This window comes from Mesorhizobium sp. M0854 (assembly GCF_040319815.1).
GTDB lineage: Bacteria > Pseudomonadota > Alphaproteobacteria > Rhizobiales > Rhizobiaceae > Mesorhizobium.
This window is the reverse complement of sequence record NZ_JAMYOL010000004.1, coordinates 284,456-304,214: the sequence shown is the minus strand read 5'-3', so window position 1 is coordinate 304,214 and position 19,759 is coordinate 284,456. Positions and strand designations below refer to the sequence as shown.

Sequence of the window (19,759 nt, the reverse complement as noted above, 5' to 3'; positions counted from 1 at the left end):
AAAGCTAATCCAGGTTGAAACGCCCGATCACCGGCACATGGTCCGAGGGCCGTTCCCAGCCGCGCGCCGGCCGCAGGATTTCATAGCCGGCAAAATGCGGCACCAGGTTTGGCGACGACCAGACATGGTCGAGGCGGCGGCCGCGATTTGAGGCCTGCCAATCCTGGGCGCGATAGCTCCACCAGGTGTAGAGTTTCTCCTCGTAAGGCACATTGAGCCGCATCAGGTCGATCCAGTCGCCGGCGAGCCGCATTGCCTCGAAGTTTTCCGTCTCGACCGGCGTATGGCTGACGACATTGAGGAGCTGCTTGTGCGACCAGACATCGTGCTCGAGCGGCGCGATGTTGAGGTCGCCGACCAGGATCGAGCCGGAGTGCTCGTCATGCTCGGCCCGCACGGCGTTCATCTCGGCAACGAAATCGAGCTTGTGCTTGAACTTGCGGTTGACGGCCGGGTCGGGCTCGTCGCCGCCGGCCGGAACGTAGAAATTGTGCAGCAGGATCGTTTTGCCGCCGGCGTTGACGGTGACCGACAGATGCCGGCTGTCGTCGATCTCGCAGAAGCGGCGCTTTTCGACCACCTCGATCGGCCGCCGCGCTATGGTGGCAACGCCGTGATAGCCCTTCTGGCCATGGAAGGCGATGTGCTCGTAGCCGAGCTTGCGGAACGCCTTCTCCGGAAACAATTCGTCCGGAACCTTGGTTTCCTGCAGGCAGAGCACGTCCGGCGCCTGCTCGACCAGCTGGCGCTCGACGATCGGCATGCGCAGCCGGACGGAGTTGATGTTCCAGGTAGCGACGGAAAACGGCATGTGGGGTTCCGGACAACGCAAGATCCGCCGGATGGCTCCGACGGAAGTCAATCGCGGAAACTACTGCCAGCCGCGCACCGCAAAAACAAGCCGCCCGCACCAACGCGGAAAAACCATCCCGCAGCAGTAGGAAGTTACCGCGTCTTGGTGTTCAGCTCGCGGTTCGCCGTATAGTCGATGGCGAAGGTGTCGGGGGCGAAGCTGACGCCCTCCTTGGTGTTGAAGATCATCACCGTCGTGTCCTTGCCTTGCGCATCGGTGATGGTCCACTGCCGCAATTCATAAGATTTCGGATCGAACATCATGGTGATCTTCGAATTGCCGAACACCGATTTGTCGGCAAGCTGGATGGTGGTGAGATCGTCCTCTTCCTTGACGCTTCTGACGCGCCCGCCCGACAGATCGATCTTGTCGTCGAGCAGCAGCTTCAGCGGCGTCTTCGACAGCGGATAGAGGTCGGAGGTCCGCAGCTTCTTGTTGAGGATGACCACCGACTTGCCGTCGGAAATCACCCTGAAATTCGAGGCGCCGTCGTAATTGAAGCGGATCTTGCCCGGCCGTTCCAGAAAGAACTTGCCGCCGGTCTGCTCGCCCTTGGGTCCGAACTGCACGAACTCGCCGCTCATCGATTTGACCGAGGAGAAATGATCGGCGATCTTCTGCGCCGTCGCCGGAACCGCTGCTTGCGCCGACGCCAGCAACTGGAAGCCGGGCACGACATTGGCGGCCGCCGCACCGGCCAGGACCAGGCCGAGGCCGAGCACCTGCCGGCGGGTTGGGGCGAAATCCCTGCTTGGGGCGAGAGTTGCGTTTTTCATGCCGGTCACCATCATCTGATTGCTTGCTCGTTATATTGGTCTGGCCCCCCAGTTGGGCTTAAGTTTGGCGGCCGCACGGCGCCCGTCGTTGCAACGCGCCAAAAGGTTCAAAGTTGCCGGCGCGGACGCGCTCTAGAACTTGTCGTCCTCCGTCGGCACCAGGATTTCGCGTTTTCCGGCATGGTTGGCCGGGCCGACAATGCCTTCCTTCTCCATCTTCTCGATGATCGAGGCGGCGCGGTTGTAGCCGATGCCGAGCCGGCGCTGGATGTAGCTGGTCGAGGCCTTGCCGTCGCGCAGCACCACCGCGACCGCCTGGTCGTAGGGATCGTCGGAATCCTCGAAATTACCGCCGTCGCCGCCGCCACTGCCTTTGCCCGTCGGCTCATCGTCATCCTTGTCGTCGTCCTCGGTGATGGCGTCGAGATATTCCGGCACGCCCTGCAATTTCAGATGCGCGACAATCTTCTCCACCTCGTCGTCGGAGACGAAGGGACCGTGCACGCGCTGGATGCGGCCGCCGCCGGCCATGTAGAGCATGTCGCCCATGCCGAGCAGCTGTTCGGCGCCCTGCTCGCCGAGGATGGTGCGGCTGTCGATCTTCGATGTCACCTGGAAGGAGATGCGGGTCGGGAAATTCGCCTTGATGGTGCCGGTGATGACATCGACCGACGGCCGCTGCGTCGCCATGATGACATGGATGCCAGCGGCGCGCGCCATCTGCGCCAGGCGCTGCACCGCGCCTTCGATGTCCTTGCCGGCGACCATCATCAAATCGGCCATCTCGTCGATGATGACGACGATGTAGGGCATCGGCTCGAGGTCGAGGTTCTCCGTCTCGTAGATCGCCTCGCCGGTTTGGCGGTCGAAGCCGGTCTGCACGGTGCGCGAGATCCTTTCGCCCTTTTTCTCGGCCTGCTGCACGCGCGCGTTGAAGCCGTCGATGTTGCGGACGCCGACCTTGGACATCTTGCGGTAGCGGTCCTCCATCTCGCGCACGGTCCATTTCAGCGCCACCACCGCCTTCTTCGGATCGGTGACGACCGGCGTCAGAAGATGCGGAATGCCGTCATAGACCGAGAGCTCCAGCATCTTTGGATCGATCATGATCAGCCGGCAGTCCTGCGGCGTGAGCCGGTAGAGCAGCGACAGGATCATGGTGTTGATGGCGACGGACTTGCCCGAGCCGGTGGTGCCGGCGACCAACACGTGCGGCATCTTGGCGATGTCGACGATCACCGCCTCGCCATTGATGGTCTTGCCCAGCGCCAGCGCCAGCTTGGCCTTGGTGGTTTCGAAATCGCGGCTGGCCATGATCTCGCGCAAATAGACCGTCTCGCGCCTGGCGTTCGGCAACTCGATGCCGATCGCGTTGCGGCCGGGCACCACGGCGACACGGCAGGCGATGGCGCTCATCGAGCGGGCGATGTCGTCGGACAGGCCGATGACCCGCGACGATTTGATGCCGGGCGCCGGTTCCAGCTCGTAGAGCGTGACGACCGGACCCGGACGCACATGGATGATTTCGCCCTTGACGCCGAAATCCTCCAGCACGCCCTCAAGCAGGCGGGCGTTCTGCTCCAGCGCGTCCTTGGACAGGCTGGCGTCGCGCACCACGTTCTTTGGTTCCGACAGGAAGTGCAGCGACGGCATCTCGAATTTCTCCGAGCCGATCAGCGAAGTCTGCGCCTCGCGCTGGACGCGGGCGCCGGGGGCCGGCCGCGGCGCCGGCGCCTCGACGCGTGTCGCCGCGTCGGAACGGAAGTTCTGCACCCTGGCCGTCGGCGCGGCGCGGCGCTGGCCGGCCGGCTCGGGCGCGAAATCCATGTCGTCGTCATTGTCGTCGTTATCGAAGACGTCGGCATCGTCAGGGTCGATCGAGGCACTGCGGTCGTTGACCATGGCGGCGAAGAATTCCGGCTCGACGCGGGCGCGCCCGCCCGGGCTCATCCGCGCCTCGGCGAACTCGGCCGATTCGACCCGTTCGGCCGCCCGCCGCCAGGCGCTGGGGCGCGGTTCCATCTCCGGCTCGAAATCGTCGCGCTCGCGCCGGCGCGCGGCGCGGCGGCGCAGATAGGCCCGCAGCGACAGCCACCAGTGGGTGATGGCGCCAAGCGCCAATATACCTTCGTCGCCCTCGTCCTCTTCATTGTCGAAAAGCAGGTCGTCCTGCGGATCGGGCACTGCGGGCTGTTCGAGGACGGCAAAGCCGTTCTTGCGCGAAATCAGCGCCGAGCCATACAAGAATACCCACAGCGCCGGGGCTGCCAGGAGCACGGCGAGCACGCTGGCGACGAGGCCGGTCGGATAGCCGCCGATGACCAGGCCCGGGATATTGAGCACCATGTCGCCGAAGACGCCGCCGAGGCCGGTCGGCAGCGGCCAGGTCTTGGGCGGCACCACGCAGCCGGCAATTGCCGCGCCAAGCAGCGAAAACCCGAACCAGGCCAGTGCCCGTTTCGGCAGCCGGTCGACGCCGCGCGCGGTAAACAGCAGAAATCCCCAGATCACCGCCGGCACCAGCGCCGCAACGGCGGCAAGTCCGAAGAACTGCATGGCAATGTCGGAAAAGACGGCGCCGGCATAACCCATTGCATTGGTGACGATATTGTCGGTGGCGTGCGAAAAGCTCGGATCGGCGACGTTCCAGGTGGCAAGGGCGGCGACGCCGAAACCAACCAGAGCAAACAGCCCGGCACCGACCAGCCGCCCGACCTGGCGCCTCGCGAACGACCGGATGCCGTGCTCCGTATCGGCCAGCGCAAGCGGTGCTGAAGCCCCTGAACGCATGCTTTTCCTCGTCTGTCGTTGCCCGGCCGGGCGCGGACGCGCAACACGGCAGATTCGGCTGTCAGACTAGCGGCGGGAAGGTTAAGGGCGCATTAACCATGGGCATTCTGCGTCACCGGAACGGGCGACCGCCACCACAGTTCGGAGCGTTGCGGCCGCTGTTTCACGCCGCCGGCGGATCGAGCCACCTTGATCAAGCGATTGTATGATCGAGCCATAACGGCCGCCTGCACACAAAAAAGAGGCCCGGAAGGTTTCCGGGCCTCAAGGCGTGAGCCCTTTCGGGAGCATCACGACGGGATCTTCCCGGCACCGGCAAAACGCCGGTGCCAGCCAATAAACCTCACGGCACCACTTCGCCGTGCTGGCTGATGTCGAGGCCTTCGACCTCTTCCTGGGTCGAAGGACGCAGGCCGACCAGCGCCTTGACGATATAGAGGATCACGAAGCTCGCGATCGCCGTCCACAGGATGGTGAAGACGATACCGTAGAGCTGCTTGCCGACAGAGGCACCCGAACCAAGGCTGTTGATCGCCGGATCGGCGAGCACGCCGGTCAGCAATGCACCGATGATGCCGCCGATGCCGTGCACGCCGAATGCATCGAGCGAGTCGTCATAGCCGAACGCGTGCTTGAGCTTGACGGCCGAGACGTAGCAGAGCACGCCGGCGACGATGCCGACGATGAAGGCGCCGGTCGGATTGACGAAACCGGAAGCCGGCGTCACCGCGACCAGGCCGGCGACGGCGCCCGAGATGATGCCAAGCACGCTCGGCTTCTTGGCGACGATCCATTCGGCGAACATCCAGGCGAGCGCCGCGGCGGCAGCGGCAACCTGGGTGTTCAGCATCGCGGCACCGGCAAGGCCGTCGGCGGCCAGTTCCGAGCCGGCGTTGAAGCCGAACCAGCCGACCCACAGCAGCGAAGCGCCGATGACGGAGTAGACGAGGTTGTGCGGCGCCATGTTGGTGGTGCCGTAGCCTTCACGTTTGCCGAGAACCAGCGCGCAGACCAGGCCGGCAACACCGGCATTGATGTGAACGACCGTGCCGCCGGCGAAATCGAGAACGCCGGCTGTGCCGAGGAAGCCGCCGCCCCACACCCAGTGCGCGATCGGGGCGTAGACCACCAGCAGCCACGCGCCCATGAAGATGAGCAGCGCCGAGAACTTCATGCGTTCGGCGAAGGCGCCGGCAATCAGCGCCGGCGTGATGATGGCGAAGGTCATCTGGAACATCGAGAAGACGAACTCAGGAATGTTCGCCACGCCCGGCAGCCACAGCGAGGAGGTGGTGATGCCGTTGTGGAAGAACTTCGAGAAGCCGCCGAGATAGGCATTCATGCCGCCGCCATCCGAGAAGGCCAGCGAGTAGCCGAACATGAACCACAGCACCGTCACCAGGCAGGTGATGGCAAAGCTCTGCATGATGGTGGCGAGCACGTTCTTTTTGCGCACCATGCCGCCATAAAACAGCGCCAGGCCCGGTACGGTCATCATCAGCACCAGCGCCGTCGAGGTCAGCATCCAGGCTGTGTTGCCGGTGTCGAGTGCGGGCGCAGGGGCAGCCGGTGCCGCCGGTGCCGCTTCCTGCGCGAACGCAGCAACCGTGCCCAGTGCAGCGAGAGCGAGCGAACCTAAAACGGCCGCGCGTCCCGTTATCTTCAAGGTGGAAGGAATATTCATTGAACTCTCCATTGGAATACGTATCCGCAGCTCAAAGCGCGTCGGTGTCTGTTTCGCCGGTGCGAATGCGCACCGCCTGGTCGATGCCGAAAACGAAGATCTTGCCGTCGCCGATCTGGCCGGTCTTGGCCGCCGCGGTGATGGCTTCGACGGTCTTGTCGACCATGTCGACAGCGACCGCGACTTCGATCTTGATCTTCGGCAGGAAGCTGACCGCGTATTCCGCCCCGCGATAGATTTCCGTGTGACCCTTCTGACGTCCGTAGCCTTTTACTTCGGTGACGGTCAGGCCCTGGATGCCGACTGCGGTGAGCGCCTCGCGCACCTCGTCGAGCTTGAACGGCTTTATGATTGCCATCACGATCTTCATAAGGTTTCACCCTTTGCTGTTGCGGGTCCCCGCGTTTGCACGACTTCGCCGATCCCCATGAGAGCCGGAGAGTGCCCGCTAGGATTCAAGCTCCGTGCCAATTGCCGAAGCAGGGTGTTAAGCTGTTGTTAAACAACGAAATCGAGAAGGTCTGGCAGCTGCCTGTTCACAGGCGCGGCAGTGCATATGCTTAAAAAATAGGCAAATTTCGAAAAATGCCTACTCCGCAGGCGGCCGCTTCAGCCGGATGAGTCCTTCTTGGGCAACCGAGGCGATCAAGGTGCCGTCGCGGGCAAACAGCGAGCCGCGGGTAAAGCCACGCGATCCTTGCGTCGACGGACTGTCTTGCGTGTACAGCATCCAGTCGTCGAGCGGATGGCTGCGGTGGAACCACATGGCGTGGTCGAGGCTGGCTGCCTGGATATCACGATCGAAAATGGCGCGGCCATGAGCAAAGGTCGAGGTGTCGAGCAGCGTCATATCCGAGAGGTAAGCGAGCACGGCCGCCTGCGTGGCGCGGTCGGCCGGCACCGGGCCGGTGGTGCGGATCCAGATGTTCTGCTTCGGCTCGAGTTTTTCCCGGCTGGTATAATGCTTCAGCATCACCGGCTTCATCTCGATCGGCCGGTCGCGCTCCCAATAGCGCTTGATGCCGTCGGGCACGGCTTCGCCGAACTTGCCCAGCAATTGGCGCTGCGACAGCAACGTGTCGGGCGCCGGCACGTCCTGCGGCATCGGCACCTGATGTTCCAGGCCGACCTCATCCTGCTGGAACGAGGCTTCCAGCGAAAAGATCGCCTGGCCGTGCTGGATCGCCACGACGCGGCGCGTGGTGAAGGAGCCGCCGTCACGGATGCGGTCGACCTCGTAGATGATAGGCACCTTGGTGTCGCCCGGCCGCATGAAATAGCCATGCAGCGAATGCACGTGGCGCTCGGGCTCGACCGTTCGCTGCGCGGCGACCAGCGCCTGGGCGATGGTCTGGCCGCCGAAGATGCGCTGCCAATCGAGCTTGGGGCTGCGACCACGATACAGGTTGTGTTCCAGCTGCTCGAGGTCGAGAATGCCGAGAAGCTCGTCCATGGCTGCCGTCATCTTGACCTCGCCGCAAAATTACCATGGCGGTTTCCGACAGGAACAGCGGGCAGTCAAGGGCGGAATGCCCGGCGACAGTCAGGCTGCGAAAGGAATTGCCATGCTCGACAGCAAGAATTCGCTCGACGTTCTGGTCGCCGGCGCCGGTTATGTCGGCCTGGCCGCCGCCGTGTCGCTGAAGCAGGCGCGGCCGAGCCTCGCCGTCGCGGTCGTCGATGCGGCACCCGCCAGGGTCTGGCAGAAGGACGGCCGCGCCTCGGCGATTGCCGCCGCCGCGTGCCGCATGCTCGACCAGCTCGGCGTCTGGAACGAGATCGCGCCGGGGGCGCAGGCGATCACCGAAATGATCGTCACCGATTCGCGCACATCCGATCCGGTCCGCCCGGTGTTCCTCACCTTCGACGGCGAGGTCGCGCCCGGCGAACCCTTTGCGCATATGGTCGCCAACAAGGATTTGAACGGCGCCTTGCGCCGGCGCGCCGAACAACTCGGCATCGGCATCATCGAAGGCGTCGCCGTCAGCGCCTTCGACATCAACGGCGCCGGCATCACCGTGCATCTTGCCGACGGCGCGACGCTGAAGGCGCGGCTGCTGGTTGCCGCCGACGGCGTCAATTCGAAGCTGCGCGACATGGCCGGCATCAAGACGGTGAAATGGGAGTATGGCCAGTCCGGCATCGTCTGCACGGTGGCGCACGAGCGGCCGCACAACGGCCGCGCCGAAGAGCATTTCCTCCCCGCAGGCCCGTTTGCCACGCTGCCGCTCAAGCCGGGCAAGGACGGCACCAACCGCTCGTCGATCGTCTGGGTCGAACGGTCGCAGGATGCCGAGAAACTGGTCAGTGGCGACACGCTGGTCCTGGAATATGAGCTCGAGCAGCGCTTTGGCCTGAAACTCGGCGAAATCCATCTCGCCGACAAGCCGCGTGCCTGGCCGCTCGGGCTGATCATTGCGCGCGCCTTCGTCGCGCCGCGCATCGCCTTGGCCGGCGACGCCGCCCACGGCATCCACCCGATCGCCGGCCAGGGTCTCAATCTCGGCTTCAAGGACGTGGCGGCGCTGGCCGAAGTGGTGGTCGAGGCCGACCGGCTCGGCCAGGACATCGGCGCGCTCGACGTGCTCGAGCGCTACCAGCAATGGCGGCGTTTCGACACGGTGCAGATGGGCATCACCACCGATGTGCTGAACCGGATGTTTTCCAACGATTTCGGCCCGCTGCGCACTTTGCGCGACATCGGCCTCGGCCTCGTCGAGCGCATGCCCCGGCTGAAGGGGTTTTTCATCCGCCAGGCGTCGGGTCTGTCCGGCGACACGCCGAAATTGTTGAAGGGCGAGGCGATCTAAACAGGCCCTGAAGCTTCCCCAACTTCGTCATCCCTGGGCGTAGCGACGCGAAGCGGAGAGAAGACCCAGGATGACGAAGCGATCAGGCGTCTCGGCTTAATCGCCATGCGGTCTGCCGAATTTCGTATCAGGGGACTTAGTTGACCTCGAAGCCCAGCTTCTGGCGCAGCCGCAGCATGCGCTGGTCGGGAATCGGCAGGTTTTGTCCGCCGGCTTCCGCCGCACGGCTGACCATCCGCAGCAGATCGCTCCTTTCGGCCGCGTCGAGCCGTTCGCGCAGGAACGGTGCCAGCTTGTCGATTACGACCGTGGCGTCGTCGATTTGCGATGCCGCCCATTTGGCGTAGATCACCGCTTCATCGGTCTGTTTTTTGTCGGCAATCTCCGAGATCACCGATCGAATGGCAGCTTCGCGTTGCGGCAGCACAGGACCATGTTCGGAAACGATGGCGGTGATCAGCGTCGCGGCGGCGACGACCGGATCGTCGATCGCCGTCAGCGGCGAGAGCGCCGCCTGCTTGCGTAGTTTCTTGCGGCGGACGTTGCCCTGGACGCGGCCAACCACGTCGGCAACCTCACGCGCCGCGTCGTTCATGGTCTTCAGCCGGTACCACCAGAACGCCGCCGCCCCCAGCAGGCCGATTGCAGCAATCAATATATGCATGCCCAAGATCCCCCAATCTCGGGCGACGATAGGAGAAGTATTGCTTCGCTTCAACACGCAAAAGTTGCGCCGATTGAAGAAAACGACAGCCTGCGCCAGTCGTTGGTCGCCACCGCTCCGCGGAGGAACTTATCGAGACATCTCTATGACCCGGGCACCTTGTAGATCGCCCGCACCTCGATCGTGCCGATTTCGGCGAGCGGAATCTCGCCCGCGATCCCCAGCGCCTCGTCGAGGCTCTCGGCCTCGATCATGACGAAACCGAGCAACTGCTCCTTGGTTTCGGCGAAGGGGCCGTCGGTGACCAGCCGCTTGCCCTTGCGCCTGCGAACGGTTTTCGACGTTTTCACCGATTGCAGCGCCTGCGCGATGATCAGCATCCCGCGTTGGTCCAATGACCGGTCATGGGCCATCGAATCGGCGTCGAGCTTGGCCAGCCTCTCGGGGGTCATTGCGTAGAGATCTTTTTCTTCACCATAGACCAGGCAAACATACTTCATTTCTATCTCCATTCCTGGCTTGAAGCCGAAGACGAGGCTACGGAAATCTCCGCGGAGCCCTTGCCTGCCGCAGAATCGAGACCGGCCGCAGCATAGTCGAGAAGAGATACCGCAATCCCAATGATGGCAATCGCCGCAAGCAGCCGGCCAAAGCCGGAAGGCTGCAGGCGCGACCAGTCGGCTTGCTGTTCACCGGCCCTGTGGCCGGTGCTTGTCCAGTGAGCAGAAAACAGATTGTTCATGTGGTCCTCCATCCGGCCACCAATTCCATGGCCGCCCGCAGGACGGCCGGGACAGATGGAAGTCGACATTTTTGCACGCATATTTTTTTTCGCGATTTTTTTCCCGAGCGATTTTTTGCCTGACCACGATGTGTCACGCTGCGGCCGATACGAAAGCGCGGGTGGCCTTCGCTCCCGCGCGCGCTATAGTCGACTGGATGCCGATCACGGGCTCAGCCACGACAATCAAGGAGGAATTGATGGACCGCACCGCCAACGCCGTTTGGAAAGGCAGTTTCAAGGAAGGCAAGGGCACGCTCGAAACCCAGAGCGGGGTGCTGAAGGGCACACCCTATTCGGCCAAGACGCGTTTCGAGGATGAAAGCGGCAAATCCGGCACAAACCCGGAAGAGCTGATCGCCGCCGCCCATGCCGGCTGCTACGCCATGCAGCTTTCGCATTTTCTCGCCGAGAACGGCACTCCGGCTGCCGAGCTCGACGCCAAGGCCGTAGTAACGCTGGTCCCCGGCACCGGCATCACCGGCAGCGCGATCACGCTGGTCGGCAAGGTACCGGGCATCGATGCCGCCAAGTTCAAGGAATTGGCCGAGAAGGCCAAGGCCGAATGCCCGGTCTCGAAAGCGCTCGGCGCCATCAAAGTATCGCTCGACGCCAGGCTCGGGTGAGGGAGCTTTTATGCCTGATAGATTCCAACTGGTGTTGGAGTCCATCAATTGTTGAAGTCGGCGCCGCCCCTCATTGCCCTGCCGGGCATTTCTCCCCGTAAGTGACGGGGAGAAAGAAGCTGGCCGCAGCTGCGGCACCCTTCTTGCAACGTTGATGATTGACGAAACCGTCGAAAGAGCGTCCCTCTCCTCGTCCCTATACGGGGAGAGGTCGCCGGCAGGCGGGGCAGCGCCAGCCAATCGAAAGTAGGCAACGAACACGTTACCTGAGGGGCCGTCACCGACGTCTCGAAAATCCTTATCGCCCATCGCCGGACAGTGCGTCGAGACGGGCGCGCAATGCCGCGACCTCTTCCTCGAGGGCCTGCACGCGCGTCTCCAGATCCGACGCCGGCGAGGACGACTGCAGGGGCGCTGCGGCAGCCGACAGCTGCGGCGGCCCGCTGAGCAGATGGACATAACGGTCTTCGCGCTGGCCTGGGCCGCGATCGATCTGCTGCACCAGCGGTGGCCGGCGGCCGATCAGCAGATCGAGATTGCCGCGAAGCTCGTCGATCGACGGCAGCCGCGCCATGCGCTCGCTTCGCGCCAGCAATTCATAGGCCGTCTGCGGGCCGCGCAGCAGCAACAGGCCGAGTAGCGCGATCTGCGCCGAGGTCAGGGAAAAGCGCTGCGCCACGACATGCTCGTAGCGCTCGACGCGCGACGCGAACACTTGCCTGACGAGGCCCTTCTGCTCCAGCTGGCCAAGCGCCCGCCTGACCTCAGCGAGCTCGACCGACATTACCGGCTCGCGCGCCGTCTTCTGGTTGGCCGCCGCATGTGCCGCATTGAGCGTCAGCGGATAGACGTCCGGCGTCAGCTCCTTCTTCTCGATCAGGCAGCCGAGCACGCGGGCTTCGACGGGAGAGAGGATGGGAAGGTCGGAATCGGTCATAAGTTTGCTATCCTTTCGAACTCGACGGGACGGCGCCCCCCTCTGTCCTGCCGGACATCTCCCCCTCTAGTGGGGAGATTGGCTGTCATCACCGCTTCGCCACCTTTCAAGGCTGCAGAAAGGGCGCTGTCCTCCAAGCTGCTAATCTCCCCCCCTTGAGGGGGAGATGTCCGGCAGGACAGAGGGGGGCGCGAAGGATCGCTGCGGACGAGACGATCTCGGCTGCAACCCGCCCGCCGCTTAAACCCGTCGCTCCACCATCATCTTCTTGATCTCGGCGATCGCCTTCGCCGGGTTGAGCCCCTTGGGGCAAGTCTGGGCGCAGTTCATGATGGTGTGGCAGCGATAGAGCCGGAACGGGTCTTCGAGATTGTCGAGCCGCTCGCCCGTCGCCTCGTCCCTGGAATCGATCAGCCAGCGATAGGCCTGCAGCAGCGTCGCCGGGCCGAGATAGCGCTCGCCGTTCCACCAGTAGCTCGGGCAGGAGGTCGAGCAGCAGGCGCACAAGATGCACTCATAGAGCCCGTCGAGCTTTTCGCGGTCCTCATGACTCTGCAGCCATTCCTTGGCCGGCTCGGGCGACACCGTCTTCAGCCACGGCTCGATCGAGGCGTGCTGGGCGTAGAAAGTGGTGAGGTCGGGCACCAGGTCCTTGACCACTTGCATGTGCGGCAGCGGATAGACCTTGATCGCGCCGGAAATGTCGTCGCAGCCCTTGGTGCAGGCCAGCGTGTTCGACCCGTCGATGTTCATGGCGCACGAGCCGCAGATGCCCTCGCGGCAGGAGCGGCGCAGCGTCAGCGTCGGGTCGATCTTGTTCTTGATCCAGAGCAGCGCGTCGAGCACCATCGGCCCGCAATCGTCCATGTCGACGAAATACGTATCCATGCGCGGGTTCTCGTCATCGTCCGGCGACCAGCGGTAGATGCGATATTCGCGCAGGTTGGTCGCGCCCTCCGGCTTCGGCCAGGTTTTTCCGGCCATGATCTTCGAGTTTTTCGGAAGCGTGAGTTCGACCATTACCTCAGGTCCTTTCGGATGACGAGCTTCAGCCCGGACCAGATCTCGTTCACGGCGGCGACCTTGACGTCGACAAGGTCGAGCTTCAGCGCCTCTGTGCGGATAACGTCCTCGGTGACGTCGGTCGGCACTTTCGATGCCTTCTTCGGCCATGACACCCAGACCATGCCGTCCCGCTTGATTGCCGCTTCGACGTCGCCAAGACGGTCCTCGATCTCGACACGCTGCCGGGTGAAAGCATGTACGGCATCGTATTTCTCATGAACGCCCGAAATCGCCGACCAGTTGGCCAGCCGATCGAGCTCGGCAAAATCCACGGCTTCGGCCAAATCCTCGAGTTCGGCCGGCAAGGCGACGAAAGCGGCAATCATCCCGTCCTTCAGGCCGAGCTTGGCCGGAAGGGGCGTGCCGGAATATCCCGCAACCGCCAGCAGCCTCATCTCAATACACCCTGGCCTTCGGCGCGATCTTGGCCGGGTTGATGCCGCCGTCTGCTTCCTTGAGCAGCGTTTCGGTGTGCACCGGCCGGTAGGTGAGCGCCACCTCGCCGGCCTCGTTGAGCCGGGCCAGCGTATGCTTGCGCCAGTTGGCGTCGTCGCGGGCCGAAAAGTCCTCCCGCGCGTGCGCGCCGCGGCTTTCCTTGCGCGCCTCGGCGCCGTAGACGGTGGTGATGGCGTTGGCCATCAGGTTTTCCAGCTCCAGCGTCTCGACCAGGTCGGAGTTCCAGATCATCGAGCGGTCGAACACCTTGACGTCGCCGAGTTCACCCCAGATCTGCGAAATGCGCCTGCAGCCGCTTTCCAGCGATTCCTGGGTGCGGAACACCGCCGCGTCCTCCTGCATCGCCTTCTGCATCTTTTCGCGCAAAACCGCTGTCGGCGTCGAGCCGTTGGCGTGACGCAGCCGGTCGAAGCGGTCCATTATCTTTTCGACGGCGGTCTCGTTGGGCGAAGGGATCGCCGATGTGCGGTCGATCACCTGGCCGGCCCGGATTGCCGCCGCGCGGCCGAACACCACCAGGTCGATCAGCGAGTTCGAACCAAGCCGGTTGGCGCCGTGCACCGAGGCGCAGCCGGCTTCGCCGACCGCCATCAGCCCGGGCGACACCTGGTCCGGATTCGACGCCGTCGGGTTCAGCACCTCGCCCCAGTAATTGGTCGGCACGCCGCCCATATTGTAGTGGACCGTCGGCAGCACCGGGATCGGCTCCTTGGTCAGGTCCACGCCGGCAAAGATCTTTGCCGATTCCGAAATACCCGGAAGCCTCTCGTGCAGAACGGCCGGGTCGAGATGGTCGAGATGCAGGAAAATGTGATCCTTCTTCGGGCCGACGCCGCGGCCCTCGCGGATTTCCAGCGTCATGCAGCGCGAGACCACGTCGCGCGAAGCCAGATCCTTGGCCGACGGCGCGTAGCGTTCCATGAAGCGCTCGCCCTCGGAATTGACGAGATAGCCGCCCTCGCCGCGCGCGCCCTCGGTGATCAGGCAGCCGGCGCCGTAGATGCCGGTCGGGTGGAACTGCACGAACTCCATGTCCTGCAGCGCCAGGCCTGCGCGTGCGGCCATGCCGCCGCCATCGCCGGTGCAGGTATGCGCCGAGGTGGCCGAGAAATAGGCGCGGCCATAGCCGCCGGTCGCCAGCACCACCATCTTGGCCGAAAAGCGGTGGATGGTGCCGTCGTCGAGGTTCCAGGCGACCACGCCGGTGCAGGTGCCGTCCGGCTCCATGATCAGGTCGAGCGCGAAATACTCGATGAAGAACTGCGCATTGTGCTTCAGCGACTGGCCGTAGAGCGTGTGCAGCATGGCGTGGCCGGTGCGGTCGGCGGCCGCACAGGTGCGCTGCACCGGCGGCCCCTCGCCGAAATTCATCATCATGCCGCCGAACGGCCGCTGGTAGATTTTCCCGTCCTCGGTGCGGCTGAAGGGAACGCCGTAGTGCTCGAGCTCGTAGACCGCCGCCGGCGCTTCGCGCACCATGTATTCTTGAGCGTCGGTGTCGCCCAGCCAATCTGAGCCTTTGACGGTGTCGAAGAGATGCCACTGCCAGTTGTCGGGACCCATATTGGCGAGCGAGGCGGCGATGCCGCCCTGCGCCGCAACCGTATGCGAGCGCGTCGGGAACACTTTGGTGATGCAGGCGGTGCGCAGGCCCTGTTCGGCCATGCCGAGCGCGGCGCGCAGGCCGGCGCCGCCGGCGCCGACGACCACGACGTCGAATTTGTGATCGACATAGCTATAGGCGGAAGCCGTGTTGGCGTTCTTCGCGTCCTTGGCCAAAAAATCAGCCTCCAAATGCCAGTTTAAGCAGGGCGAAGACCGAAGCGACGCCGACGACTACGGGAAAGAATGTGTTGAGGGCGAGCAGCGCCAGCCTGGTGCCTTCGCCATGCACATAGTCTTCGATGATCGCCTGCATGCCGAGCCGCATGTGGTAGAGCACCGACAACAGCACCAGCGCCAGCACCAGTGCAACGAACGGATTGGCAAGTGCGGCGCGCACCTCGAGATAGCTGGCGCCGTTGAGTGCGATCAGGAAGCCGACGAAGAACAGGACCAGCGGGATGTTGGAGATCGCCGTCAGCCGCTGGCGCCAGAAATGGCCGGTGCCCTCGCGGGCGGAACCGAGGCCGCGGACCTTGGCCAGCGGCGTGCGCATGTCGGTGTTCTTGCCGTTCATGTCAGGCTCCCCGCGCCATGTAGCCGGCGATCCAGATCAGCAGCGTCAGCGTGACCGAGCCGGCAAGCGTCGCCCAGGCGATCCTCGATGCCGTATGCTTTTCCAGCCCTGCCCCAGTGTCCCAGATAAGATGGCGCACACCGCCCAGCATGTGGTGCATCAGCGCCCAGCTGTAGCCGAACAGCACCAGCCGTCCCAGCCACGAGCCGAAGGCCCAGTTTACGGCGTTGAAGGTCGCCTCCGAGCTCGCCGCCGCCATCAGCCACAGCGCGACCAGCAGCGTGCCGAAATAGAGCGCCCCGCCGGTGATGCGGTGGACGATCGACATCGTCATGGTGATCGGCGGCCGATAGACGGTCAGATGCGGCGAAAGCGGCCGTTCACGCCTGGCAAATTCGCGGGTGGCTGGTGATTTGCTCATGGCTCCCCCAGTTCGGCGTCTCTGGAGCCTCAGGTGGGAATGCGGCATTACCGCTTCCGGTTGCGACTTCGGACAGCCGGTTTCTAATGCTCTTTTTGCACCGCGTCAAAGCCGGAAAACCGTTTCGAAAACGTAATTTAGTCTGATGAAAGCGAGGCTTTCAGCTTCAATCGATTAGGGCTGTCGCCTTGCGCCGGCACAATGTCGTCGCACTGCAAAATATGGCTGGCGCAAGGGGCGGATCAGCGCTTGCAGGCCAGCGGTGATGCACCGCCCTTCATCACCAGCGCCTCACGCCCATCGATCACGATTGCGTCATGCGCCTCGCCGTAACGGCTGGTCTGATTGGCCGGTGAGGCCGGCAGCTCGGCGCTGGCGCCGTTCTGGCCGAGGACGCGCACCGACGTGCCGAGATTCTCGATGGTCATCACGCTGCCGTCGGCGCAGTTGTAAGTAGCTGTGCGCGGCTGCGGTGCCGTCGGTTCGCTAGCAGCCGGAGCAAGCGACACGGAAGCGGCGGCCGTGTTGCCGAGCTTGGGCGCGCTGGTCTGCGGCGCGCAGGCGGCTGCAGCCAGCAGCGGCGGAATGGCCAGCGCCATCCGAAACGTGCGGCGTAATCTCATTTGCTGCCTTCCCCACCGCGTATCGAGCCCGCCGCGATGCTCCGGCAAGCCACCGGATTTCATGCTTTTTGAGTCGCGCCCGATGCTGGGAATGGTGGGAACAAGGCGTGGCCGAATGATGGCCGGTGGGCGATCGGGTATTAACCATATTTTCCGAGACCTCGCCCGTGCTGCGGTTGCCCTCTTAACAAAGGTTAATAAAAGGTTAATTTCTGATTCGAGGAGGCTTGCCTCTCAGCAACTGGAGCAGCACGCCATGCATTCGAATTCAGCAGGATCGCGCCTTCCCTGGTTCCTATTGGCGGCGCTCGCCGTCGGCGTCGTCGCACCGGCATTCGCCGGGACGCGCCATCATGACCGCGTCTATGCCGATTCCTTCGGCAATCTCGTCATCGACAGCGCCGCCGGCTACAAGCGTATCCTCGTTGGCGAGGGCAAGCTGGCCAAGGAATTGTCCGACTACACCAGCGCCGGCCAGCCCGACGTGATCTACGAAAACGAATCGGACGATGTCCGCGGCGGCGACTGCTATAGGCCGCCGGTTTTCGTCAAGGGCCGCAGCTATATGTACGGCCTCTCCGACGGCGAAATGCCGGAGCTCAGCCCCTGCCGCTGACGGCCACGCCGCCCTTGGTTGACGGCGCCGGCAGGGCAACAGCCGGCCCCACCGAGACACGCACGCAATCGCGACCGCTGCCCTTCGCCTGATAGAGCGCTTTGTCGGCGCGCCGCAACAGGTCGGAAAAGCTTTCGCCCGGACCAAGCTCGGCAACGCCGAAGCTGGCGCTGCAGCGGTGATCCGCGGGCAGGCAGTCGATCGGCGTGGCACCGAAGGCGCTCCGCGTGCCCTCGGCAAAGAGCCGGGCGGCGGCTAGATTGGTCCCCGGCAGGAAAATCGCGAATTCCTCGCCGCCGATGCGGCCGGCGACATGATGGTCGGCCGCGGCATCGCGGAGAAAACCGGCAAAGGTCTCGATGACCCGATCGCCCGACGCGTGGCCGTAAGTATCGTTGATGCGCTTGAAATGGTCGAGATCGGCAATGACCAGTGCCGCTGGAACGGCGCGCCGCATGGCGTCACGCAGTGCGATCTCGGCATGGCGCTCGAAGCCCCCACGGTTGAGCAGCCGCGAAAGCGTGTCGGTTTCCGATTTCGACGTCGCCTCGGCGAGCACGTCGCGGACCAGGATAGCCAATGTCACCAGCGCAAGCGCCAGGCCGAACACGGTGCCGACCGACTGCGACACCAACGCATAGCTGGTCTGCGCATAAGATTGCGGGTTGGCGCCCCAGCCACCAAGCGCATGGGCGATGAAGGGTTTGCTGGCGAACTGCAAGGTGCTGGCCGCAAGGACAGCCATCAGCATATAGTCGAGCCGCTCGCGTCTTTGCCTGGACGACAAGACGATCGCCAGCCCGGTGAACTGCATGGCCGCATAGGGAAGCTGGTAGGCCGCCATTCGCACGAACGATTGGCGTGGCAGGTCCTGCACGAAGTAGACCGCGAGGGTGGCGAAGACCAGGAAGAACAGCATCGGCGGCCAAGGCGGCGAAACGCGGTATTTATGGGCAAGCCCGCCATTGAAGGCGACGGTAGCGCCAAGGAAGGCGGCAAAGGCGGCGACAACCACGGGGCGCGCATTGTCGAAGGCAGGAATGCTGAACTCGATCGCGAAATAAGCCGTGCCGAGCACATAGCCGAACGCCAGCCAGCGTGCCGACACCCGGCCGGCGTCATAGACCGCGATCGTCATGAAGGCCGCCGCCAGCAGCCCGGCAACGAACAGGTTGATCAGCAGGATGAAATTAGCGCTGCCCATGGCGTTTTGGCACTCCCCCGAACAGCAAATCACCAACGCGCGAAAAAGACGTTAATTCGAAGCCGTCGCTGACGCTCAGCCAGCACTGGTCCTATTGGGAAGGACGACCGTCTCAGGCCGCTGATAGGACAGGCATACGCTGTCGCGGCCACTCCTTTTGGCTCTGTAGAGCGCTTCGTCGGCGCGGCGCATCAGCGGGTCCAGCCCTTCGTCGCTGGCGCGGGCGGCCACGCCGAAGCTCGCGGTCACTCTTGTCTCGGGCGGAAGCCCGTCGATTCTGTCCGCCGAATAGAGCGTGCGAATGGTTTCGGCAAACAGTCTTGCCGCGCCAAGGTCGCTGAGCGGCAAAAGCACGGCGAACTCTTCGCCGCCGATGCGGCCGGCAACGCCGCGCGTACCTGCAGCCGACAGAAGCTTGGCAGCGAAGTCGGCGATGACGCGATCGCCGGCCGCGTGGCCATGTTGATCGTTGAGCGCCTTGAAATGATCGAGATCGGCAAGCACCAGAGCAACCGGCAATTGCGCCGTGGCACAGTGCTGCAGGACAAGCATGGCGCGCTCCTCGAAGCCGCGGCGGTTGAGCAGGCCCGACAGCGGGTCTGTCAGGGTTTCGGTCTTCAGGGCCTTCATCACATCGAGCGCGGCGGCGCCGAACAGGCAAAGCGCAATAAGCAGCGACAGCAATGCATGCGACAGCAGAGCCGTCGTCCAGTAGGACGAGGAGTAAAGCCCTTCATAGCTGGTGAACGGCCCATGCGCGATGACGACGGCAAGCGTCCGCCCCAGGAAGTTCAGGCCGGAAAGCAGCGACAGCACGAACAGGATCATTTCTGTCGGGCCGTTGTTGCGCACCACGCGCAACTCGGCGGCGACAACCAGGCTGATGCCGCCGAAGCTGAAATTGATGGCAAGGATGCGCCAGGTGAGATCCGGCCGGGCAAAAAGAAACCACGAGAACGCGGCCAGGCCGCCGCAGGCCAGAATGCCGACCGCCGGGTAAGGCACGCGCCGCCCATAGCGCGCAATGACCGCGCCGGCGAGACAGCAGGTGGCGAAGGTGAAGCACAGGATCGAGATGAGCTTGGTCGGCGCCATGCCGACCGGCAGCGTGAAATACTGGAGCAGGAAGCCTGCGGCCGAGGCCGAGTAGCCCGCCGCCAGCACAGCCAGATAGGGACGGTGGCGCTGATAGAACCACAGCACGAGAAATGCCGCGCCGAGTGTGAGGGCGATGCCTGGATTGAGCAGCGCTATGAGCAGGCCGGTGTCCAAGC

At 63.8% G+C, this 19,759-nt stretch carries 21 protein-coding genes; 3 read left to right on the top strand and 18 right to left on the bottom strand.

Translation table 11 applies throughout. From position 1 onward, the window contains the following. Positions 1–4 precede the first annotated feature (4 nt). From NKH99_RS09980 to tesB, 6 genes are all read right to left on the bottom strand, one after another. Entirely contained in the window at positions 5–811 is an 807-nt protein-coding gene (locus NKH99_RS09980) for an exodeoxyribonuclease III (protein WP_353013833.1), read from the bottom strand. Positions 812–945: 134 nt separating this feature from the next. Then, positions 946–1,629 (bottom strand): outer membrane lipoprotein carrier protein LolA, encoded by a 684-nt coding sequence (locus NKH99_RS09975; RefSeq protein WP_352818395.1) that lies wholly within the window; start codon positions 1,627–1,629, stop codon positions 946–948. 132 nt (positions 1,630–1,761) lie between these two features. After that, positions 1,762–4,419, bottom strand: a complete 2,658-nt coding sequence (locus tag NKH99_RS09970; protein WP_352540844.1) for an FtsK/SpoIIIE family DNA translocase — start codon at positions 4,417–4,419, stop codon at positions 1,762–1,764. Between the two features lie 343 nt (positions 4,420–4,762). Next, entirely contained in the window at positions 4,763–6,085 is a 1,323-nt protein-coding gene (locus tag NKH99_RS09965) for an ammonium transporter (protein WP_352540949.1), read from the bottom strand. A 49-nt stretch (positions 6,086–6,134) separates the two neighbouring features. Beyond that, complete coding sequence (locus tag NKH99_RS09960) at positions 6,135–6,473, bottom strand: P-II family nitrogen regulator (protein ID WP_353013830.1); 339 nt, start codon at positions 6,471–6,473, stop codon at positions 6,135–6,137. A 219-nt stretch (positions 6,474–6,692) separates the two neighbouring features. Further along, positions 6,693–7,568, bottom strand: a complete 876-nt coding sequence (tesB, locus tag NKH99_RS09955; RefSeq protein WP_353013828.1) for an acyl-CoA thioesterase II — start codon at positions 7,566–7,568, stop codon at positions 6,693–6,695. Between the two features lie 100 nt (positions 7,569–7,668). On the opposite strand from tesB, the gene NKH99_RS09950 reads away from it, so the two are divergent. Further along, positions 7,669–8,913 (top strand): ubiquinone biosynthesis hydroxylase, encoded by a 1,245-nt coding sequence (locus NKH99_RS09950; protein ID WP_352818429.1) that lies wholly within the window; start codon positions 7,669–7,671, stop codon positions 8,911–8,913. Positions 8,914–9,049: 136 nt separating this feature from the next. On the opposite strand, the gene NKH99_RS09945 is transcribed toward NKH99_RS09950, so the two are convergent. The 3 genes from NKH99_RS09945 to NKH99_RS09935 form a co-directional block, all read right to left on the bottom strand. After that, positions 9,050–9,577 (bottom strand): hypothetical protein, encoded by a 528-nt coding sequence (locus NKH99_RS09945; RefSeq protein WP_353013826.1) that lies wholly within the window; start codon positions 9,575–9,577, stop codon positions 9,050–9,052. A gap of 143 nt (positions 9,578–9,720) precedes the next feature. Continuing rightward, positions 9,721–10,077, bottom strand: a complete 357-nt coding sequence (locus tag NKH99_RS09940) for a YciI family protein (protein ID WP_352470787.1) — start codon at positions 10,075–10,077, stop codon at positions 9,721–9,723. A gap of 2 nt (positions 10,078–10,079) precedes the next feature. Continuing rightward, the gene (locus tag NKH99_RS09935; protein ID WP_352450153.1) at positions 10,080–10,319 is read right to left on the bottom strand and encodes a hypothetical protein; all 240 of its coding nucleotides are present in this window, start codon (positions 10,317–10,319) and stop codon (positions 10,080–10,082) included. A 239-nt stretch (positions 10,320–10,558) separates the two neighbouring features. On the opposite strand from NKH99_RS09935, the gene NKH99_RS09930 reads away from it, so the two are divergent. Continuing rightward, positions 10,559–10,984: an OsmC family protein gene (locus NKH99_RS09930; RefSeq protein WP_352470788.1), complete on the top strand. Its 426-nt coding sequence runs from the start codon at positions 10,559–10,561 to the stop codon at positions 10,982–10,984. A 298-nt stretch (positions 10,985–11,282) separates the two neighbouring features. Here NKH99_RS09930 and NKH99_RS09925 read toward each other — a convergent pair whose 3' ends face one another. From NKH99_RS09925 to NKH99_RS09895, 7 genes are all read right to left on the bottom strand, one after another. Next, on the bottom strand, positions 11,283–11,921 hold the full coding sequence (locus tag NKH99_RS09925; protein WP_353013823.1) for a YceH family protein: 639 nt from the start codon (positions 11,919–11,921) through the stop codon (positions 11,283–11,285). 240 nt (positions 11,922–12,161) lie between these two features. Continuing rightward, positions 12,162–12,941, bottom strand: coding sequence for a succinate dehydrogenase iron-sulfur subunit (locus NKH99_RS09920; protein WP_352817311.1), 780 nt, complete (start codon positions 12,939–12,941; stop codon positions 12,162–12,164). Next, positions 12,941–13,381 (bottom strand): DUF3052 family protein, encoded by a 441-nt coding sequence (locus NKH99_RS09915; RefSeq protein ID WP_352470790.1) that lies wholly within the window; start codon positions 13,379–13,381, stop codon positions 12,941–12,943. Before NKH99_RS09915 ends, NKH99_RS09920 begins: the two co-directional genes overlap by 1 nt. A gap of 1 nt (position 13,382) precedes the next feature. After that, on the bottom strand, positions 13,383–15,221 hold the full coding sequence (sdhA, locus tag NKH99_RS09910) for a succinate dehydrogenase flavoprotein subunit (RefSeq protein WP_352470791.1): 1,839 nt from the start codon (positions 15,219–15,221) through the stop codon (positions 13,383–13,385). 4 nt (positions 15,222–15,225) lie between these two features. Further along, a complete protein-coding gene (gene sdhD, locus NKH99_RS09905; RefSeq protein WP_292663226.1) occupies positions 15,226–15,621 on the bottom strand; it encodes a succinate dehydrogenase, hydrophobic membrane anchor protein in 396 nt (131 codons plus the stop codon). 1 nt (position 15,622) lies between these two features. Continuing rightward, a complete protein-coding gene (gene sdhC / locus NKH99_RS09900) occupies positions 15,623–16,042 on the bottom strand; it encodes a succinate dehydrogenase, cytochrome b556 subunit (RefSeq protein ID WP_292663224.1) in 420 nt (139 codons plus the stop codon). Between the two features lie 242 nt (positions 16,043–16,284). Next, the gene (locus NKH99_RS09895; protein WP_352450157.1) at positions 16,285–16,665 is read right to left on the bottom strand and encodes a hypothetical protein; all 381 of its coding nucleotides are present in this window, start codon (positions 16,663–16,665) and stop codon (positions 16,285–16,287) included. 256 nt (positions 16,666–16,921) lie between these two features. On the opposite strand from NKH99_RS09895, the gene NKH99_RS09890 reads away from it, so the two are divergent. Beyond that, positions 16,922–17,281: a hypothetical protein gene (locus tag NKH99_RS09890; protein WP_352450158.1), complete on the top strand. Its 360-nt coding sequence runs from the start codon at positions 16,922–16,924 to the stop codon at positions 17,279–17,281. On the opposite strand, the gene NKH99_RS09885 is transcribed toward NKH99_RS09890, so the two are convergent. After that, positions 17,265–18,485 carry a GGDEF domain-containing protein gene (locus NKH99_RS09885; RefSeq protein WP_352470793.1) on the bottom strand — a complete coding sequence of 407 codons (1,221 nt, stop codon included), beginning with the start codon at positions 18,483–18,485 and terminating at the stop codon, positions 17,265–17,267. The two genes, NKH99_RS09890 and NKH99_RS09885, sit on opposite strands and share 17 nt — an antisense overlap. A gap of 75 nt (positions 18,486–18,560) precedes the next feature. Next, positions 18,561–19,757 (bottom strand): GGDEF domain-containing protein, encoded by a 1,197-nt coding sequence (locus tag NKH99_RS09880; RefSeq protein WP_352615444.1) that lies wholly within the window; start codon positions 19,755–19,757, stop codon positions 18,561–18,563. Between the last annotated feature and the right edge of the window lie 2 nt (positions 19,758–19,759).

Coding starts and splice junctions, on each gene's coding strand:
- NKH99_RS09980 (WP_353013833.1), bottom strand. CDS start 811: ATGCCGTTTTCCGTCGCTACCTGGAACATCAACTCCGTCCGGCTGCGC.
- NKH99_RS09975 (WP_352818395.1), bottom strand. CDS start 1,629: ATGAAAAACGCAACTCTCGCCCCAAGCAGGGATTTCGCCCCAACCCGC.
- NKH99_RS09970 (WP_352540844.1), bottom strand. CDS start 4,419: ATGCGTTCAGGGGCTTCAGCACCGCTTGCGCTGGCCGATACGGAGCAC.
- NKH99_RS09960 (WP_353013830.1), bottom strand. CDS start 6,473: ATGAAGATCGTGATGGCAATCATAAAGCCGTTCAAGCTCGACGAGGTG.
- tesB (WP_353013828.1), bottom strand. CDS start 7,568: ATGACGGCAGCCATGGACGAGCTTCTCGGCATTCTCGACCTCGAGCAG.
- NKH99_RS09950 (WP_352818429.1), top strand. CDS start 7,669: ATGCTCGACAGCAAGAATTCGCTCGACGTTCTGGTCGCCGGCGCCGGT.
- NKH99_RS09945 (WP_353013826.1), bottom strand. CDS start 9,577: ATGCATATATTGATTGCTGCAATCGGCCTGCTGGGGGCGGCGGCGTTC.
- NKH99_RS09940 (WP_352470787.1), bottom strand. CDS start 10,077: ATGAAGTATGTTTGCCTGGTCTATGGTGAAGAAAAAGATCTCTACGCA.
- NKH99_RS09935 (WP_352450153.1), bottom strand. CDS start 10,319: ATGAACAATCTGTTTTCTGCTCACTGGACAAGCACCGGCCACAGGGCC.
- NKH99_RS09930 (WP_352470788.1), top strand. CDS start 10,559: ATGGACCGCACCGCCAACGCCGTTTGGAAAGGCAGTTTCAAGGAAGGC.
- NKH99_RS09925 (WP_353013823.1), bottom strand. CDS start 11,921: ATGACCGATTCCGACCTTCCCATCCTCTCTCCCGTCGAAGCCCGCGTG.
- NKH99_RS09920 (WP_352817311.1), bottom strand. CDS start 12,941: ATGGTCGAACTCACGCTTCCGAAAAACTCGAAGATCATGGCCGGAAAA.
- NKH99_RS09915 (WP_352470790.1), bottom strand. CDS start 13,381: ATGAGGCTGCTGGCGGTTGCGGGATATTCCGGCACGCCCCTTCCGGCC.
- sdhD (WP_292663226.1), bottom strand. CDS start 15,621: ATGAACGGCAAGAACACCGACATGCGCACGCCGCTGGCCAAGGTCCGC.
- sdhC (WP_292663224.1), bottom strand. CDS start 16,042: ATGAGCAAATCACCAGCCACCCGCGAATTTGCCAGGCGTGAACGGCCG.
- NKH99_RS09895 (WP_352450157.1), bottom strand. CDS start 16,665: ATGAGATTACGCCGCACGTTTCGGATGGCGCTGGCCATTCCGCCGCTG.
- NKH99_RS09890 (WP_352450158.1), top strand. CDS start 16,922: ATGCATTCGAATTCAGCAGGATCGCGCCTTCCCTGGTTCCTATTGGCG.
- NKH99_RS09885 (WP_352470793.1), bottom strand. CDS start 18,485: ATGGGCAGCGCTAATTTCATCCTGCTGATCAACCTGTTCGTTGCCGGG.